This is a genomic window from Planctomycetota bacterium, from assembly GCA_035384565.1.
GTDB lineage: Bacteria > Planctomycetota > PUPC01 > DSUN01 > DSUN01 > DAOOIT01.
On the sequence record DAOOIT010000029.1, the window covers coordinates 1 to 18,086 of the forward strand.

General features: G+C 65.8%; 10 protein-coding genes, 1 tRNA gene and 2 CRISPR repeat arrays. Of the genes, 7 read left to right on the plus strand and 4 right to left on the minus strand.

All coding sequences use genetic code 11. The features are described 5' to 3' along the window. Window positions 1–74: 74 nt before the first annotated feature. A CRISPR array of direct repeats spans window positions 75–5,166; the repeat unit is 29 nt; unit sequence GCATTCCCCACACACGTGGGGGTGAACCG. Window positions 5,167–5,173: 7 nt separating this feature from the next. Then, window positions 5,174–5,898: a CRISPR direct-repeat array (repeat unit 37 nt; unit sequence GGCTCAGAAGGTGCCCCGATCATGAGGGGATTGAAAC). 2 nt (window positions 5,899–5,900) lie between these two features. Beyond that, on the plus strand, window positions 5,901–6,782 hold the full coding sequence (gene cas6 / locus PLE19_12085) for a CRISPR system precrRNA processing endoribonuclease RAMP protein Cas6 (GenBank protein HPD15686.1): 882 nt from the start codon (window positions 5,901–5,903) through the stop codon (window positions 6,780–6,782). A 395-nt stretch (window positions 6,783–7,177) separates the two neighbouring features. On the opposite strand, the gene PLE19_12090 is transcribed toward cas6, so the two are convergent. Next, window positions 7,178–8,203 (minus strand): DUF932 domain-containing protein, encoded by a 1,026-nt coding sequence (locus PLE19_12090; protein HPD15687.1) that lies wholly within the window; start codon window positions 8,201–8,203, stop codon window positions 7,178–7,180. A 686-nt stretch (window positions 8,204–8,889) separates the two neighbouring features. Between PLE19_12090 and PLE19_12095 the strand changes: the two genes are divergently transcribed. The 4 genes from PLE19_12095 (at window position 8,890) to PLE19_12110 (ending at window position 14,031) form a co-directional block, all read left to right on the plus strand. Beyond that, window positions 8,890–10,116, plus strand: coding sequence for a hypothetical protein (locus PLE19_12095; protein ID HPD15688.1), 1,227 nt, complete (start codon window positions 8,890–8,892; stop codon window positions 10,114–10,116). A gap of 423 nt (window positions 10,117–10,539) precedes the next feature. Further along, window positions 10,540–10,800: a hypothetical protein gene (locus PLE19_12100; GenBank protein ID HPD15689.1), complete on the plus strand. Its 261-nt coding sequence runs from the start codon at window positions 10,540–10,542 to the stop codon at window positions 10,798–10,800. Next, on the plus strand, window positions 10,797–13,277 hold the full coding sequence (locus tag PLE19_12105; protein ID HPD15690.1) for a hypothetical protein: 2,481 nt from the start codon (window positions 10,797–10,799) through the stop codon (window positions 13,275–13,277). Before PLE19_12100 ends, PLE19_12105 begins: the two co-directional genes overlap by 4 nt. 526 nt (window positions 13,278–13,803) lie before the next feature. Then, a complete protein-coding gene (locus PLE19_12110) occupies window positions 13,804–14,031 on the plus strand; it encodes a helix-turn-helix transcriptional regulator (GenBank protein ID HPD15691.1) in 228 nt (75 codons plus the stop codon). 923 nt (window positions 14,032–14,954) lie between these two features. Here the strand turns inward: PLE19_12110 and PLE19_12115 are convergent. The 3 genes from PLE19_12115 to PLE19_12125 all read right to left on the minus strand — a co-directional run bounded on the left by PLE19_12115 (window position 14,955) and on the right by PLE19_12125 (window position 15,983). Continuing rightward, window positions 14,955–15,098 carry a hypothetical protein gene (locus PLE19_12115; protein ID HPD15692.1) on the minus strand — a complete coding sequence of 48 codons (144 nt, stop codon included), beginning with the start codon at window positions 15,096–15,098 and terminating at the stop codon, window positions 14,955–14,957. Between the two features lie 271 nt (window positions 15,099–15,369). Further along, window positions 15,370–15,445, minus strand: a tRNA-Lys gene (locus PLE19_12120). 46 nt (window positions 15,446–15,491) lie between these two features. Continuing rightward, entirely contained in the window at window positions 15,492–15,983 is a 492-nt protein-coding gene (locus tag PLE19_12125; GenBank protein ID HPD15693.1) for a cytidine/deoxycytidylate deaminase family protein, read from the minus strand. Between the two features lie 138 nt (window positions 15,984–16,121). On the opposite strand from PLE19_12125, the gene PLE19_12130 reads away from it, so the two are divergent. Further along, window positions 16,122–16,979, plus strand: coding sequence for a sugar phosphate isomerase/epimerase family protein (locus PLE19_12130; protein ID HPD15694.1), 858 nt, complete (start codon window positions 16,122–16,124; stop codon window positions 16,977–16,979). Window positions 16,980–17,112: 133 nt separating this feature from the next. Beyond that, complete coding sequence (locus tag PLE19_12135; GenBank protein HPD15695.1) at window positions 17,113–18,054, plus strand: alpha/beta hydrolase; 942 nt, start codon at window positions 17,113–17,115, stop codon at window positions 18,052–18,054. Window positions 18,055–18,086: the final 32 nt, after the last annotated feature.

The window sequence follows — 18,086 nt, forward strand, 5'->3', positions numbered from 1 at the left end:
GCCGTCACTCCGCACTGCGGGGGCGAGGGGGGGTGCACTTGACCGAACGGATACGTTTCAGGCGCGCTGTCGGCGCATTCCCCACACACGTGGGGGTGAACCGCAGGCGATCAGCGGCTACGTGGGGCTCCAGATGCATTCCCCACACACGTGGGGGTGAACCGAGGGGAAGAACGGATTCAATTTCGAGCGCCTCGCATTCCCCACACACGTGGGGGTGAACCGCGGCTGGAAACGAGGTTCAAACGCGGCGTGCTGCATTCCCCACACACGTGGGGGTGAACCGTGACAGGCCCACCAGGCGGGCCCGGCACGTCGGCATTCCCCACACACGTGGGGGTGAACCGAGCCTCGATGCAATCGAGCTTGAGTGCCTTCCGCATTCCCCACACACGTGGGGGTGAACCGACTCCCCCACGGAGGCCGAGATCGTCGCGGCCGCATTCCCCACACACGTGGGGGTGAACCGAGGCACGGCGCGTGTTCGATTGATTCGCGCCTGCATTCCCCACACACGTGGGGGTGAACCGTACATCGAGGCGCCCGAGGCGGGGCAGCCGCCGCATTCCCCACACACGTGGGGGTGAACCGGAGTCCGACAATGCGCCAGCCATTCATGTGCAGCATTCCCCACACACGTGGGGGTGAACCGCAGGGTGAGGTCGAGGTGCCCGCTGAGAAGAGGCATTCCCCACACACGTGGGGGTGAACCGGGGGAAAGCGATGGTGCGCATCTTTCGCATTCGCATTCCCCACACACGTGGGGGTGAACCGCACGGAGGCTCCCCAACAGGCTGCCCGTCGTCGCATTCCCCACACACGTGGGGGTGAACCGGAGGGCAGCTTTCACGTGAAGTGAGTCGCTCGGCATTCCCCACACACGTGGGGGTGAACCGTTCTCCGAGAACGTCAGCTCGAAGGCCTCGGCGCATTCCCCACACACGTGGGGGTGAACCGGCAAGGGCGGTTACAACGTCGAAGTCGGGTTGGCATTCCCCACACACGTGGGGGTGAACCGGCGAAGCCCTGCTCCATGTGCCGCCGCACGGGGCATTCCCCACACACGTGGGGGTGAACCGAAGCGGGTGGAGTTGAGCTTGCCCACGGCGGCGCATTCCCCACACACGTGGGGGTGAACCGCTACATCCACGGGCTCATCGGCCGCGACACGCGCATTCCCCACACACGTGGGGGTGAACCGGGCACCGCGTACGCCTCCCTCGTGGCGCTCATGCATTCCCCACACACGTGGGGGTGAACCGGTGGCCAACGGCGCGCGGATCGCCCTGCTCGGGCATTCCCCACACACGTGGGGGTGAACCGCCGTTGGCCTCGATGGCCAGGGCGAGGGGCTTGCATTCCCCACACACGTGGGGGTGAACCGAGCTGGCGAGGCTCCCACTACAGGGCCAGATTGCATTCCCCACACACGTGGGGGTGAACCGGCGGCGCCCCCGGTCGGCACGCGGGTCTCGTGGCATTCCCCACACACGTGGGGGTGAACCGATCACAGCCGACGCCGCTCTCACCGAGTTCGAGCATTCCCCACACACGTGGGGGTGAACCGTTCATTCGTCGTCTCCGTCAAAGAGGTCGTTGGCATTCCCCACACACGTGGGGGTGAACCGGCGACCCCGCCGAAGCGTAAAGATGCGGAGCTGCATTCCCCACACACGTGGGGGTGAACCGTTCGGCCAGGGCTACGCCTCGATGTCCGCGCCGCATTCCCCACACACGTGGGGGTGAACCGCACAAGGAGGAGGGGGGCTGCAAGTGCGCCGAGCATTCCCCACACACGTGGGGGTGAACCGCACACCGTCGGCCTCGGCATCGTCCCGACCCCGCATTCCCCACACACGTGGGGGTGAACCGAGGCGTGGCGTGAACACGACCTCCGGCACCGCGCATTCCCCACACACGTGGGGGTGAACCGGCGGAGTGGAGCAAGGCGGCGGAGGCCGTGGCGCATTCCCCACACACGTGGGGGTGAACCGGGACCGCAAGATGGAGCACGAGCGGCTCACACGCATTCCCCACACACGTGGGGGTGAACCGTAGTGACCAGCCTGCGCCGTACTCACGAACAGGCATTCCCCACACACGTGGGGGTGAACCGCCACGCGGTTGGTGAAACTGGGCGCAACCGGGGCATTCCCCACACACGTGGGGGTGAACCGGCCGCCACGCCCCACGAGGGGCGCCTCCTGGCGCATTCCCCACACACGTGGGGGTGAACCGACCGATGCCCTGGAAGGAGCCTGCTCGGACTGGCATTCCCCACACACGTGGGGGTGAACCGTGGGCCACCCCTCCGATGTTGACGCAGTGCGGGCATTCCCCACACACGTGGGGGTGAACCGGCCGGCGGCACGGGGAACATTTACCTGTGGAAGCATTCCCCACACACGTGGGGGTGAACCGCAGGCGGAGGCGCTGCGAGCGGTGCGGCAGACGCATTCCCCACACACGTGGGGGTGAACCGCTGCAGTCGGCGGCGGTGGCGATGGCGTCGTAGCATTCCCCACACACGTGGGGGTGAACCCGTTGCATCGCCTGCCGCCGTGCTGGCGACGCCGCATTCCCCACACACGTGGGGGTGAACCGTTGAGCGCGACCACGCGCCCAGGCGGCAACTCGCATTCCCCACACACGTGGGGGTGAACCGCTCTCGGCGAAGATCTACACCGTGGACCCGAAGCATTCCCCACACACGTGGGGGTGAACCGGCCACGGCGTTCTTGAACGGGTTCACCAGCCCGCATTCCCCACACACGTGGGGGTGAACCGTACTTCCTGTGCGCGAAGGGCCACGACTGGGAGCATTCCCCACACACGTGGGGGTGAACCGGTATACGTATCCCCGAACAGGTAGATGTTGGCGCATTCCCCACACACGTGGGGGTGAACCGAGCGACGTGGCGGCATGGCGCGCCCGCAATGGGCATTCCCCACACACGTGGGGGTGAACCGCCTTGGGCGTCCTCGTTCCCGTACACGTCCGCCGCATTCCCCGCACACGTGGGGGTGAACCGGAGTATCATCAATGGACATCGTGCCGCTGATCGCATTCCCCACACACGTGGGGGTGAACCGGGCGTCGCAGGCATGGCGCCGACGTCGCAGGGGCATTCCCCACACACGTGGGGGTGAACCGGGCGGAAGCGATGCCGTCGCTCGCCATCTCCTGCATTCCCCACACACGTGGGGGTGAACCGTTCTGGGACGCCCTGGCCAAGGCGGACAAGGTGCATTCCCCACACACGTGGGGGTGAACCGCCCGACCCCGGCGGCGAACACATCATCTGCGCGCATTCCCCACACACGTGGGGGTGAACCGCTCAGGTCGGCGTCCAGGCCCGCCACGGCGGCGCATTCCCCACACACGTGGGGGTGAACCGCGTCGGAGAATGGCCTCTGCCAGCCGCAGCCGCATTCCCCACACACGTGGGGGTGAACCGGTCACGGCTGCGGACGCCGGCAGCGACCAGATGCATTCCCCACACACGTGGGGGTGAACCGCCGCAGCGGGTGCCCGTCTGCAACGCCTCGGTGCATTCCCCACACACGTGGGGGTGAACCGGCGCGCACGCGCGGCGTGGAAACGCCCGACGCGCATTCCCCACACACGTGGGGGTGAACCGGCGGGGCGATCTGGCCAGACACCGTGATGCTTGCATTCCCCACACACGTGGGGGTGAACCGTTCAGCCCAGAGCAGGCCCGCAGATGGCTTGAGCATTCCCCACACACGTGGGGGTGAACCGCACTTGGAAACGCGCAACTGGACCTATGCGCCGCATTCCCCACACACGTGGGGGTGAACCGCGGCCACGCGGAGGCAGCCTAACTCTGCGGGAGCATTCCCCACACACGTGGGGGTGAACCGCTGGCCGCGAATCCGCGCGCCCCGCTCGACGCGCATTCCCCACACACGTGGGGGTGAACCGGACGCCCGCGACCGCCTGATCGACCAGGCCGCGCATTCCCCACACACGTGGGGGTGAACCGCGAAGGTGATCGCGAATCTGCGCCTGCAACGCGCATTCCCCACACACGTGGGGGTGAACCGGCTCCGCCGCTGAAATTCACCCACGGCGTGGTGCATTCCCCACACACGTGGGGGTGAACCGCTCCTGAAGGTGCTGGAGAAATACCAGCACGGGCATTCCCCACACACGTGGGGGTGAACCGCGGTCGAGGTCGCTCCCCGTGGAGTTCTTGACGCATTCCCCACACACGTGGGGGTGAACCGCTCGGGGAGCTGGAGAAGTGGCTCGCCGACAAGCATTCCCCACACACGTGGGGGTGAACCGTATGCGCGCCTGTATGAGGCCGGCGTGGCCGCGCATTCCCCACACACGTGGGGGTGAACCGATTGGAGTCACGATGTCGGTTAGTAGCATACCGCATTCCCCACACACGTGGGGGTGAACCGCCGGCCCCGCCGTGGCGGCTCACGGGCGACGCGCATTCCCCACACACGTGGGGGTGAACCGCGAAGGTGAGGCGCACGTCAGCCGGCGCCCAAGCATTCCCCACACACGTGGGGGTGAACCGGGCCTGCCTCGGGATGAGGAAGCGGCGAAGCGGCATTCCCCACACACGTGGGGGTGAACCGGTGGTCCGCAGCAACCTCATCTACGTCAACCGGCATTCCCCACACACGTGGGGGTGAACCGGCCGTGGCCGACGCCGTGAAGGAGGCGGCGAAGCATTCCCCACACACGTGGGGGTGAACCGCCGTCATGGGCGTCTCTGCCATCATGCCCGAGGCATTCCCCACACACGTGGGGGTGAACCGCCTGCCGAGCGGCTCGCCGTGCGGTCGAAGTGGCATTCCCCACACACGTGGGGGTGAACCGAGCAAGCTCATGGGCCGAGCCGTCCCAGGGCCGCATTCCCCACACACGTGGGGGTGAACCGATGGTGTTCGTCGGCATGGCCCTTGTCGTCGTGCATTCCCCACACACGTGGGGGTGAACCGCCTGTTCGGCCTCCGCGCCGACCGCACCGACCGCATTCCCCACACACGTGGGGGTGAACCGCTCGAGGGGGGACTGCCGCTTGTTGAGACCGAGCATTCCCCACACACGTGGGGGTGAACCGTGGTCTCGCGAATACGAGGAGCTGAAGGCGGCGCATTCCCCACACACGTGGGGGTGAACCGTCGCTGGGGCTCAGAAGGTGCCCCGATCATGAGGGGATTGAAACCCCAGGGCACGGCGCACACGGTTGTGGTGCCTCGCAGGCGTTGGCTCAGAAGGTGCCCCGATCATGAGGGGATTGAAACTGGTCTTCGCAGTTTGTCTGGATGAGTTCGATCGAATGGTTGGCTCAGAAGGTGCCCCGATCATGAGGGGATTGAAACCATTGGCACAAGTTTGCATTGGCGTCTCCTTTACAATGGCTCAGAAGGTGCCCCGATCATGAGGGGATTGAAACCAAGCATTGCGCTCATCGGTTCGCTCCCACAGTCCAGATGGGGCTCAGAAGGTGCCCCGATCATGAGGGGATTGAAACTGCTCTGTCACTGGCATGGCTCGTCTCCTGCTCACCTGTGGCTCAGAAGGTGCCCCGATCATGAGGGGATTGAAACCAGGCGTGGGTAGGCGGATCGTCGTCCCAGCTCCTCATAGTGGCTCAGAAGGTGCCCCGATCATGAGGGGATTGAAACCTCGTAGCGTCGTTCCGGCAGTCGCTGGAGTCTCGAGGGCTCAGAAGGTGCCCCGATCATGAGGGGATTGAAACTGCTCTGTCACTGGCATGGCTCGTCTCCTGCTCACCTGTGGCTCAGAAGGTGCCCCGATCATGAGGGGATTGAAACGCCGCGCCCGGCGCTCTTGCTCCGCCAGCCAAGCGGCCGGCTCAGAAGGTGCCCCGATCATGGGGGATTAGCCAGCGGTGAACAGTAGTGCGTCCCTCGCCGAGGAATTGAAAGCGCTGCTCTCCGAGGTGCGCGTCCTGCCCAGGCGACTGTCGCTGGACACTCCCGGGGTGCGGGCCACGGTGCCCATGCTGCGCGGCGTGTGGGGCGCCGCTCTGCGTGCCTTGGACCCTGTGGCCTACCGCGTTGTCTTCGAGGGAATCGGCCCCGTGCACGACCGGACGCCAGCCTACGTGCTTCGCCCTGCGCCGCCCGACCCTGCCGACGCGCCAGCGGTCGAATGGATTGGCCTTGGTGGCGCCCGCGAACACGACCTCAGCCTGCTTCGTGCCTGGGACGTGGCCTCGGGCATGGGACTGGGGCCGGCACGCAGGCGCTTCCGCATCCGATCCATCCGGCTCGCCGGCCCAACGGGCGCCTTGCTGCCGGAGAATGCCGAGGCCAGTGGCTGGCCGGTCTCGGAGGCGGCATGGCTGCCAGGGGCCGACCCGGGCGCGGTCCCTTGCCGCCTCTGTTGCCCGGCGCCCCTGCGGCTGATTCGCCGGGGCGTCTTGGTGGCCGCCCCGACGCTCGCGGACATCACCGCTGCGGCGGCGCGCCGCCTCGGGGCGCTGCTGGCTTCTTTCGCGCGCCCGAGGCTGGCCGACCTGCAACCCCGGCTCCTCGAAGTCGCCAGGGACATTCCCGCCGAGCACTGGCATGGCGGGCCGTTGGACCTCATTCGCTATTCGGGCAGGCAGAAGGCCGAGTTGGAGTTCCGGGGCGTGGCGGGGCACCTTGACCTGCCCGCCGGTGCGGGCGCTCTATGGCCCTTGCTCGCCGCGATGCAGTGGCTGCACGTCGGCAAGGGAACCGTGGTTGGAATGGGGCAGCTCACTGCTGCCCCCCTGGGGCCATAGGGGCGCGGGGCAGGTAACGGGAATGCAGGGAACATCTATGGGCAAGCCTGGTAAGCCGGAAGCGGACAGAGAGCGGGGCTCTCCATCCTTCTGTGGGCATCGTCGGGTCGCGACGCGCCCGGACAAAGCATCGCTGCAGAGGTAGATGTGTCTCTCGCCCAACACGGTCCAGGCCATCAGAATGTCGCTCGCCCTGACGGTGATGGTCGCGGGCACCCCGTGCTCGTCGGGGGTGGCCACGGCTTGCGACTGTCACGCCCTCGTGGACACCGCGGCCGAGAACAGGCTGAACGGCCGGCCGTCGAGAATCATAGCACCGGCAGCCGCAACCTGCGACACACGCCGCTGCCCACTGCGCCAGCACGGCAGCCGACAGCCGCTGCCGCCATGCCCCCTCAATTCCTCGACGCATCCAGCATTGCCACGGCCTGCTCGTATGCCCTCGATTTCATCTGGTGCCCTCTGCCGAACCACAGCGAGTTGAGCCGGCGGGCACGGTCGGTCTTGGGCTTGAACTTGCCCCACAGGTGGTCCACATACTCCGTCACGCCGTTGTAGGCGGCCCACAGCGTGTTGCGGACGTTCTTTACGTCGTTGCCCTTGCCCTCGACGGCAAGGCGGGCCGATTGCTCCCTATCGAACAGCGCCCGCTCCCGCAGGCTCTCGGCCATGCGCGATTCGCCGGGGGTCGGGGGCGGCGCGGGGAACACGGCCGCCAGATAGGACGCCAGCAACTCATCGGTCAAGGTCATTCGCGCCATACGCTGGAAATCCTGCTCCATCGTCTTGAACTGAGCGTTGATGATCCCAAGCGTCTCCTTCGCCTTGTCGAGGCGGCGGGGCATGTCGGGCTTGTGGGCGATGCTGGCCGTCGGCCCGGCCTTCAGCGCCCGCGTCAAGGTGTTCTGGCACACGACCCTGACCGGGGTGAACTTGATCCGGATGGCCGTGTGCCCGTCGTGGCCGTTGGAGAGCAGGAGGTACTTCTCGGCGAGGTCGTCGCCCACCACGCGGATGCAGGACGGCAGCTTGGCGAGAACCCAGACGCGGGAGCCGTTGCGCAGGGCTCCCGCCGTGTGGTAGATGGCGGCGCCCATGCCCACGATGCTGTCGAAGAAGCGGAAGGCGTCCGTGTTCTGGAGGAGCTTGTAGTCTCGGCCGACCACGCCGAACACGGGGCAGCCCTGCTCGCCCCAGGCGTACTCGGGCACAGTCGCGAAGTAGTCGGGCACCTTCGCGCTACCGGTCTTGTCCAAGGCACAGAGGGGCACCTTGAGCACTTTCCAGTCGAGTTGGGCGGCCTTGATCGCCTCAGCGGACGTGGCGGGGCCGTTCAGGGCCGTCCCGAGGCCGTGCCAAGGCACGTCGCCCCAGTAGAACATGCTCGCCTTGCCGTTCTTGACGTTCAGTTCGTGCGCCACGACCCGCCTCCTTTCGCGAAGAGCCGACCGGGGACAAGACCTCAGTGGTGCGCCGTTGGAAGGCAGTTAGCCCCACACGCGTGAGATACCTCGTGCGCCCGAGGATTAGTAAACACCTACGCCAACTTCGGGCGGGAGTCAAGGGGTAGGAACGAAATCGGTCGAAAAACCTTGGTAGATGGCGACTTACAGTAGCCATGAGGCGGGAAAGGCCGGTCGGCTGACGATGGTGGGTTGTATGCAAGTATATCAGCCCACGTCCGTGATAGTGTGTCCTCGCGCGCGCATGCGCGCACGCGCGTGGCAGCGCTGGTCGGTCGCCACGCCTCCCATGCTCTGATGCCCGAGCGACAACGTGCCCCATGGACGACCGCCAGCCTGCACCGTCGTCCGTGCCGCCGATCGCATTCCGACCTTGACAGCACCCCTGGCAGTTGGTAGTTTCCTCAACGGTCAGCAGGGGAGGGACGGCGGGAAACGTGGGCCTGCGCTCCCAAGACGAACTTGCACAGTGCGCCACGCCTGCCAATGCGCCGGGTGGGGCGGACAGAGGACACCAACTGACAGGGGCCGAGCATACGCCTGATACCCGTGCGGTATTCAATAGCGACGACTGCCATAGAGCCTTTGAACTTAGGGACGCAATTGAGCTTCTCGCGCGCCTGCGCGAATGGCTTGATTTCGCCATGTGGTTCCTCATCGAACATCCTCACGACCAACAGGTTCGGTATGACTGGTTCGTGGTGGAGTACCCCGAGGGCACGCCCGAACGGGAGCGGGGATTACAGGCTTCGAACTCGGCGTGCGTGCTCGACTTTGTGGGACGCTGCCAAGCGTGCACCCCTGTCGGCTGGGCAGTAAGAGTGCTGGAGGATGAGAAGGAACGGGGAGTTGCCATCGGCGCATTCGCATCTTGGCTGAGAGGCGAGCTAGACGACCTGGTTAGGGCCATCCTCAAGAAGTCGGGCGAGTTGCCACCGTGGTTCCCCCGGAAAGACATCTTCCCCGCGGGCAAGACGCTAGCTGATGCGCACGCCGACTACCTGGCTGTGAGGCAGCAGGTTCTTGGCGCCTATGCTCGACTGGCGGCTAAGAGTCCTATTGCGCCGCCATGCTACGCCTTCCCTGATGCCGTTCCCTTCATGCAGGACCATCCTGGCGCGCCAGCCCCCAAGCCGCCCGGTGCGGCCGGAGGAACGAAGGACTTGCAGAGGCTCTGGTCTAAGGACTACTGCCCCAACTGCGGGCAGAAGGGGATCGAGTACATAACGCAGGTGGAGTTCGAGACGAGAGCGCGCGCTGGGGGAAGCAGGACCACGAGAAAGACGGCAGCGAAGAAGATCAAAGATGGCCGGTACTGTGCCAATCCCGATGGGAAGCTGCCTTGGTGTATAGGGTGCGCGGAGAGAACCCCCGAAGGAGCCGGCCAGGAAGTGCCCGGTGTTGACTTAGTGGCACGGCCCAAGTACACGTTGAGCAAGGAGGAAGCCCGAGACATCTTGGCCTGGGCCGCGAAGGAACTGGTAAGGATGGGTTACCCAGAGATTAACCTCGACACCATGGCCTGTGAGCGCGAATGCGGAAGCAAGTGGGCCGCCATTCAGATCGTGCAGAACGTGGGGTATGAGGCGGCCACGCTCGCAGCGGCGGAAGGGCGTTGCCTCAGCAGGGAGCAGGTGGAGGCCATGACCCACAGTGCTGAGGCGGCGTACCGGCGGGACAATCCTTCAGATACCTACGACCGGGGGGAACAAGACGTGGAGAGCCTCGTGGACCCCGCCAGCATCGGGCAAGAACCGGGGGACCTGCCGCCCGGCACAAGGCTTGGCAAAGGCTATATTGGGCGTGGGGAGAGGCGGCGGACGCCGAAGGCGAAGTACCTCCACAGTGTGGACGAAGAAGACGACGACTAGGTCTCCACAGACTGACCACCATCGCAACACGATCCAGGCCGCCACGCTGAGTCCCTGACGTGAGCCAAGCCATGACCGGCCTGCGCGCTCACCACCCCCCTTGTTGAAACCCATCGTCACGCACGCTCGACTCCCGCAGGCTGTGCGCCCGTGCGTGCGTAGAAATGTGTCAGCATGCGTCGCGATGCGTCGCCTGCGCCCAAGTAGGGGGCAGTTGATGGCCCATTGGGCAAAGGAGAGACGCGATGGGACGACGGATGGCAGTAGTGGATGGCGCGCTGCGGCTCTCAAGGTCGCCGTGCGCCATTGCCGGATGCGCGAAGGGCAGGCGAATCCCGGAGATTCGGCCATCGCCACGCATTCGACGGTTCGACTATGAGCAGGTCGTGTCGGCACTGAAGCGACGGAGACAGGAGGATAGCGATGGACGGCACTGAACGCAGTCGTCTGGTTGCGCATGGCGGCTTGGACAGCGTGAAGCTACTCGATGTGAAGGCTATGGCCGAACTTCTCGGGGTTTCGGAGCGGTTGGTCTGGCGGCTGTCGGCCCTGTCCGAGGCGGGGCGGACGGGCGCCTGCAACGGATTCCCCAGGCCCGTGCGGATCGCGACGAAGACGATCCGCTGGCGCCTGAAGGATGTGGAAGCCTATCTGGGTCGCTTGGTAGGGGAGGGTAACCGATGAACCAGAGGAGCTGCGATCCTGTCAAGGCCGTCCTGGACAACTCGACGGCGAGGGGGTGCGGGCCGAAGCAGGTCGGCGAACACCAGTGGGAGGCCCGCTGCCCCGCCCACGAGGATACGAGGGCAAGCCTGAGCATCAGCGTGGGCGACGATGGCCGTGTCCTGCTTCACTGCCACGCCGGGTGCAAGCCCGGGCAGGTAGTCGAAGCGTTGGGGATGGAGATGGCCGACCTGTTCCCGAGGAAGGCCGACAACGGGGGCGTGGGCAAGCCCAAGAAGGTAAGGGGCGTCTTCGAGACGTGGGATCTCTTGATCCAGTGGTTCGGGAAGGTGAACAAGGCCAAGCTCGTCGGGACGTGGGCTTATCACGATTGCGACGGCAAGACCGTGTTCGCCGAGGTTAGGTTCCAGCCTGACGATGGCGGGGAGAAGATCAGTCGCCCCGTATCTCGCGTCGCCGGCGGGTTCAAGCTGTGCAACCCGCCGGGGGTGAAAAAGCTGCCCCTCTACCGCCTGCCGAAGCTGGCCGCGGCCAAGACGGTGCTCGTCTTCGAGGGTGCGCGCAAGGCCGATGAGGCAATGAAGCTCGGCTTCGTGGCCACTGCGAGCTACCAAGGAGCTGCCTCTGCCAAGAAGACCGACTGGACGCCCCTCGCGGGGAAGGAGGTGATCATCTCCCCCGACAACGACGACCCCGGGCGGGGCTACGCTGAGGACGTGGCCCGCATCGTGACGAAGCTTCGGCCTCCCGCGACCGTGAAGGTCGTCACGCTGCCCGACCTGCCCGAGGGCGGGGACATCGTTGACTGGCTTGGTCCAGAGGGACCGATGGCTGGCAAGGAGCCTGACGAGATTCGGGCGGCGATCCAGGAGATGATCGAGAAGGCGCCAACGTGGGAACCGAAGCCCGAAGCGGGCAAAGGGCGGCGGGGCGAGAAGGGCGAGGGGCTGGGCAACAAAGGTGAGCGCAAGGCGCGGTTTGACGTGCGCGACATCTTCCTCGACCAGCTTACCTGCGACGTGCTTGCCGAGCTGACGACCAGGAACGACCCCCCTGTTCTGTTCGTGCGCGGCGGAGAGCTTGTGCGCGTCATCCGAGATGAGGACGGGCGGCCCCGCATTGATCCCATGGACAGAGCGAAGCTGCGATACCGGCTCTCCGAGGTCGCGCACTTTGTGCGAGCGGGCAAGGAGATCACCACATACGAGCCGCCGCCACAGGTCTTGGTGGACTCCATCCAGGGACGCGGTGAGTGGCCCTTGCCTCCGCTGAGAGCGATCTCGACCGTCCCCGTTCTGCGCCCTGATGGGACTCTGCATTGCCAACCTGGATACGATCCCGAAACGCGGGTGTGCTACCTGCCTGACGGCACCACGCCAGCCATCGTTGTCCCAGAGCATCCGACGGTCGAGGAGGTGGAAGCCGCGACCGGTCTGCTTCTCGATCTCGTGGGCGACTTCCCGTTCAATGGCGCCGCTGACCGGGCGAACGGCCTCGCGGTGCTGCTGTCAGTGCTCATGCGGCCCGCGATCCGGGGATGCATCCCGCTCGCTGTGTTCAACGCCCCTGAGAGGGGCACGGGAAAGACCTTGCTGGCGACCATCCTGGGCACCGTGGCGGTCGGGAGCGTGGCCGTTCAACCCGCCCCAAGCCGTGGGGACGACGCCGAGTGGCGCAAGCGTATCTCGGCCGTGTTGCTCGAGGGTCCGCCGATGGTCATCCTGGACAATCTCCCCGAGACCGATCCGCTCAACTCGCCCAGCTTGGCGGCGGTACTGACCTCGTTGGAGTGGGCAGACCGGCGTCTCGGCAAGAGCGAGACCATCCGCGTCCCAGCACAAGTCGTCTGGTGTGCCACGGGCAACAACGTTCGGCTCGCCAACGACATGCCTCGCCGGGCCTTTGCCGTGAGGCTCGATGCCAACACGGAACGGCCGTGGCAACGCACGGGCTTCCGCCATCCCGATCTGTTGGGGTACGCCCGAGAGCATCGCCACGAGCTTCTTGAAGCCGGCTTCACCATCGTCCGTGCCTGGTTCGCGGCAGGCTGTCCGAAGGCGCAGAACGTCCCTGTGCTGGGTTCCTTTGAGGCGTGGTCGGGGATGGTGGGGGGTGTCCTTGAGCATGCTGGCGTCCCTGGTTTCTTGGCGAACCTCGACGCCGTGGTTTCGACACAAGACGACGAACTGGCCGCCTGGCAACGGTTCTTCGAGGCGTGGTGGGATCGGTTCGGGGACAAAGCTCAGACCGTGGAACTGGTCTACCTGCCCCTTGTGTTACAGGGGGGAATCCCCACCGAGGAGCTTCCCGACCAACTGAGCGCAGCTCACAGCAAGGGCACCGATGCCGGCAAGCGGTCCCTTGGGCAGGCCCTTGGCCGCCTCAAGGACCGAATCATCGGGGGGCGGAAACTGGTCCGCTGTGGAGAGGACCGGCATTCCAAAGTGACCAGATGGCGCCTCAATCGCGTCGGGTGACCTGCGGGTATCGCGGGTATCTGCGGGTATTGCGGGGCCCCACGCACGCGTAAGAGAGAGAACACGCGCACGTAGACGCACACACGTACGCAAAGTAGTGCCCGGAGATACCCGCAGGAACCCGCGATACCCGCAAGGGTGGGTAGCTCCTGGCCCACGAAAGGAGCATCAGATGGCGACAGCGAACGACAAGAAGCGACGGTGCAGGACGTGTCTGAGCTTGGGCACGAGCGAGAGGCGGCAAAACGAAATCGAGTTCGAGTGCCGGCGCAATCCGCCCGTTGTACCGCACCCCCGGGATGTCGAGGGCCATAGGTGGCCCTACGTCTTCCCTGACCAGGAGTGGTGCGATAGTTGGCAGGAGGCGCCGGTCGTCAACCCATTTGGTGAGCCGTCGGTCGTCAAGTTCCTTGCAGACGACGACAACGACGAGGATGATCGCCCCGATTGGTCAGAAGAATCCGGCGCGGGGTCTTGACAAGCCGTCCCAAGTGTGGTATAACTCCATACCGAAGGGGGAACGCTGGTGACGACCGACGCGACGGCTACACTGAGCGACGTGATCCGAGATGCCCTACGAGAGGCCATCCGGTCGCAGTCTATTCGCTCCGTCGCTGACGCCACCGGCGTTCCCCACCCGTCGTTGATTCGATTTCTGCGGCGCGAGCAATCGCTCCGCCTGGACAAGGCCGACAAACTGGCCGCCTACCTCGGCATCGAGGCCACGAGGCGGCCCAAAGGACGAAAGGAATAGAGAGCATGGCGAGCATCTACAAGCGTGGCGGGCGGAAAGGCAAGGGCGGCTACTACATCGCGTACTACGAGCGTCCCTGCCAGCGGAAGACCATCTATGCAGGCAATGATCGCGAAGCCGCGGAGGCCCTGGCCAGAAAGCTCGAAGCCGACGCGATGCTGCGGCGGAAGGGGGTCATCGATCCTCGAACCGACGCTTACGTTGCTGCTGAGGCGAGGCCACCGGCTGACCATCTGGCTGAGTTCGCCGCAGCGTTGCAGGGGAGGGGCGACACTGAGAAGCACGCCGAGCACACAAGGAGGCGCGTGGAGCGCGTGTTGGACATGGCGGGCATCAAGCGCATCTCCGGACTGGTGCCCTCGCGGGTTCAGGACGCACTGGCCGAACTCCACAAGAGCGGGCCTCGCAGCAACGAGGCAGAAGCGGACGGAACGAAGCGACGGCCCAAAGCCTGCTCGCTGACGACGTGCAACCACTACCTACGGGCCGTCAAGGGCTTCTCGCGCTGGTTGTGGCGCGACGGCAGGACGCGCGAGGACGCCCTCACCCATCTGAGCGCCTTCAGAGTGACAGACGCACAACGGAAGCGCCGAGCGTTGAGCGACGCGGAGTTGTCGGCATTGCTCCACGTCACCTACGAGAGCGGCCCCGTCCTGGGCATGAGCGGCCCTGACCGCGCGATGCTCTACGCCTTGGCAGTTGGGACGGGCTTCCGCGCCAACGAGCTTCGCTCATTGACACCCGAGAGCTTCGCCCTCGATGCCACGCCGCCAACCGTGGCCGTCGAGGCGGCCTACTCGAAGCGCCGGCGACACGACGTGCAACCGCTGCCTGTCGCGCTCGCTGAGGGGCTGAAGCCGTGGCTTGTGGCGAAGAAAGCTAAGCGGCCCGTGTTCGGCCTTCCTGACAAGACGGCGAAGATGCTACGGGCCGACCTGGATGCTGCGGGAATCGCGCACGCCACGGCTGAGGGCGTGGCCGACTTCCATGCGCTGCGCCACACCTACGTTTCGCGACTCGTGCGCAGCGGCATCAACGTCAAGATCGTGCAGGAGCTTGCCCGCCACTCGACGCCTGTCCTGACCTTGGGCAGGTACACCCACGTGGACATGCAGGACAAGGCCACCGCGCTGACGATGGTGCCGGCCATCGAGGGCCAGCGGTGTTTGCTGGCCGAGGGTTCAGCGGCCAGTACAGCGCCTGGTACAGCGCACGCGCTGCACCAACCGTCAAGTCACGACTTGGCACGAGGCGACAATGCAGGGGAGATCGATTTCGGTGATTTGGGCTATGGCTTGCACGGAACGGCGAGAATCGGCGATTCACAAACGCTTGGTTTGGTACGCCTGGAGGGACTCGAACCCACGACCCGCGGATTAAGAATCCGCTGCTCTACCGACTGAGCTACAGGCGCACGTTTATTATACGGATCGGGCGAGGCTTTGCAAGTGAGGAAGGACTCAGCGGAGCGAGGGCCCTGCGACCGCGCCCACCACCGCCGCACCAGGGAATGCGACGTGGAGAACCTCGATGCGAGCTTCGGCCAGCAGATCCCTGGCCAGGGGGTCGGGGTAATCCCCCGCCTCCACTACGCGGGTGACGCCTGCGTTGATGATCATCTTCGCGCACAGCGAGCACGGGTAAATGGTGGTATAGAGGATGGCGCCCTGCGTGCTGACGCCGTGCACGGCAGCCTGGAGGAAGGCGTTCATCTCGGCGTGCAGGCCCCGACACAGCTCATGCCGCTGACCCGATGGGACCTTCTGCTGCTCGCGGATGCAGCCGAGGTCCTCGCAGTGCCGCAGGCCGCTGGGCGCGCCGTTGTACCCAGTGGCCAGGATGCGCTTGTTCTTGACGAGGATGGCGCCCACCTTGCGGCGAAGGCACGTGGCACGCTCCGCCACGTCGAAGGCGATCTTGAGGAAATACTCGTCCCAACTCGGGCGCGACACGCGAGGTCTCCTGGATGGGCGCGGCTATTCTAGCAGAAGAGGGGCTGCCGGAAAAGCCGAGTTGGTTCGTTGACACCGCGGCACGCGGGCGCTAGAATCCAGCCGTGGCCAGAAACCCCGTTTGTGAGAGGAGCCGCGATGAAGAAGGGCATCAACGCGTGGGCGTTCCCCGGCAGCGTGCGGGCCTGCGAGGCGATGCGGTACGCGAAGAACGCAGGCTACGAGGCGATTGAGCTGAATCTGGCCGACCAGGGAGAGATTGGCCTGGACACCCCGGCGACCAGCCTGAAGAAGCTGGCCGCCGCAGCGAGGCGGATCGGGGTGGAGATCTCCAGCGTCTCCACGGGGCTCTACTGGGCCTTCAACCTGGCGAGCGACGATGCGGCCGAGCGCGCGAAGGCGGGCGAGGTGTTGTCGAAGCAGCTCGATACGGCAAAGGCGCTGGGGTGCGACGCGATCCTGGTGATCCCCGGTTCGGTGATGGTGGCGTTCGACCTCTCGAAGCCGAAGGTGGACCCCGATGCGGCGTGGGATCGCGCGCTCGCGGGGATCAAGGCGGCCGTGCCCAAGGCCGAAGACCTGGGCGTGACGATCTGCATCGAGAACGTGTGGAACACGTTCCTCCTGTCGGCGACGGAGATGCGGGACTTCGTGGATGCCTGCGGGAGCCCCCGCGTGGCGGCCTACTACGACCCGGCGAACATCGTGAAGTACGGCCTGCCCGACCAGTGGGCGCGCGCGCTGGGCAACCGAATCCAGCGGGTGCACTTCAAGGACTTCAGGCGGAACGTGGCGAATCTGGACGGCTTCGTGCACCTGCTGGACGGCGACGTGAACTACCCGACGCTGATGCAGGCGTTCAAGGCCGTGGGCTACGACGGCTACGTGACGGCGGAGATCTTCCCGCCCGCGCACGGGCTGTGGGAGTCGCAGATCTGGACCACGTCGAAGGCGATGGATTTCATCCTGGGACGCGTGAAGCCGGCCAGGCTCTGAACTCGAGCCGCCGAGGCCTCTGCACCGCGCGGGGCGGGGGCCGCGCGGTGGTAGCCTCCAGGATGTCTCGGGTGTAGCCAGCGCGCCGCCCTCGCGCGAACCGCCCAGCGGGGCCATGCCAAGGAGTCTGACCATGGCGAAGCTTGAGTCCGTCACACGTGGCGGCCTCCCGACCAGGCCGTTCGCCTGGGTGCTCCTGTGCGCGGCCCTTGCGGGATCGCCATGGGCACGGGCCGCCGAAGAGCGAAAGCCCAGTGTCCCGGGCGTCAGGATCATTCGCGATGTGCCCTACGGCCCTCACGGGGCGAGGAATCTCCTGGACATCTACCTGCCCGAGGGGGGCCCCGCGCCCCGCCCGCTGGTCATCTGCATTCACGGCGGGGGCTGGGCAGGAGGTGACAAGAGGGGCTATGCGGCCCTCGGCGAACTCCTGGCCCGCAGGGGCTTCGCCGCCGTCTCGCTCACCTACCGCTTCGCACCCGCCTGGCGCGCCCCGACCCAGATGGATGACGTGCAGCGCGCCGTCCGCTGGCTGCGAAAGAACGCAGAGGAGTACGGCCTGGACCCGAAGCGCTTCGGCGCTATCGGCGGCTCGGCGGGTGGTCATCTCGCCTCGTACCTCGGCCTCACCGAAACGCGCGACAACAGCGATGCAGAACTGGCGAAGTACTCCAGCCGCGTGCAGTGCGTCGTGGACTGCTATGGCCCCGTTGACCTGGTGGCCATGATGAGTTCGGCCTCGGCCCCCATCGTGCAGGGCTTCATCGGCAAGCCTCTGGCGGGGAACGAGGAGGATTACCGCAGGGCGTCCCCCGTCACCTATGTTGCGAAGGATGCGCCGCCGTTCCTCATCCTGCATGGCACCCGCGACGTGGGCACTTCGCGCGGCCAGGTGCCGATGGAGCAGTCGGTCGAGTTCCACGAGAAGCTGCGCAAGGCGGGTGCAGAGGCCACCTTGATCAAGGTCGAGGGCGCCGGCCACGGGTTCAGCTTCGGCAGCCCGGATCCCGAGATCCAGAAGGCGTTGGCTGCGACGCTCGACTTCTTCACGAAGCACTTGATGAAGAAGGACTGAGCAGGTTGGCGGCAATCCCGATGGCCTGCCAC

What these genes read in the sequence shown, in the direction of transcription:
- PLE19_12095 (HPD15688.1), top strand. Translation starts at nt 8,890, where the DNA reads ATGTGGTTCCTCATCGAACATCCTCACGACCAACAGGTTCGGTATGAC.
- PLE19_12100 (HPD15689.1), top strand. Translation starts at nt 10,540, where the DNA reads ATGGACGGCACTGAACGCAGTCGTCTGGTTGCGCATGGCGGCTTGGAC.
- PLE19_12105 (HPD15690.1), top strand. Translation starts at nt 10,797, where the DNA reads ATGAACCAGAGGAGCTGCGATCCTGTCAAGGCCGTCCTGGACAACTCG.
- PLE19_12130 (HPD15694.1), top strand. Translation starts at nt 16,122, where the DNA reads ATGAAGAAGGGCATCAACGCGTGGGCGTTCCCCGGCAGCGTGCGGGCC.
- PLE19_12135 (HPD15695.1), top strand. Translation starts at nt 17,113, where the DNA reads ATGGCGAAGCTTGAGTCCGTCACACGTGGCGGCCTCCCGACCAGGCCG.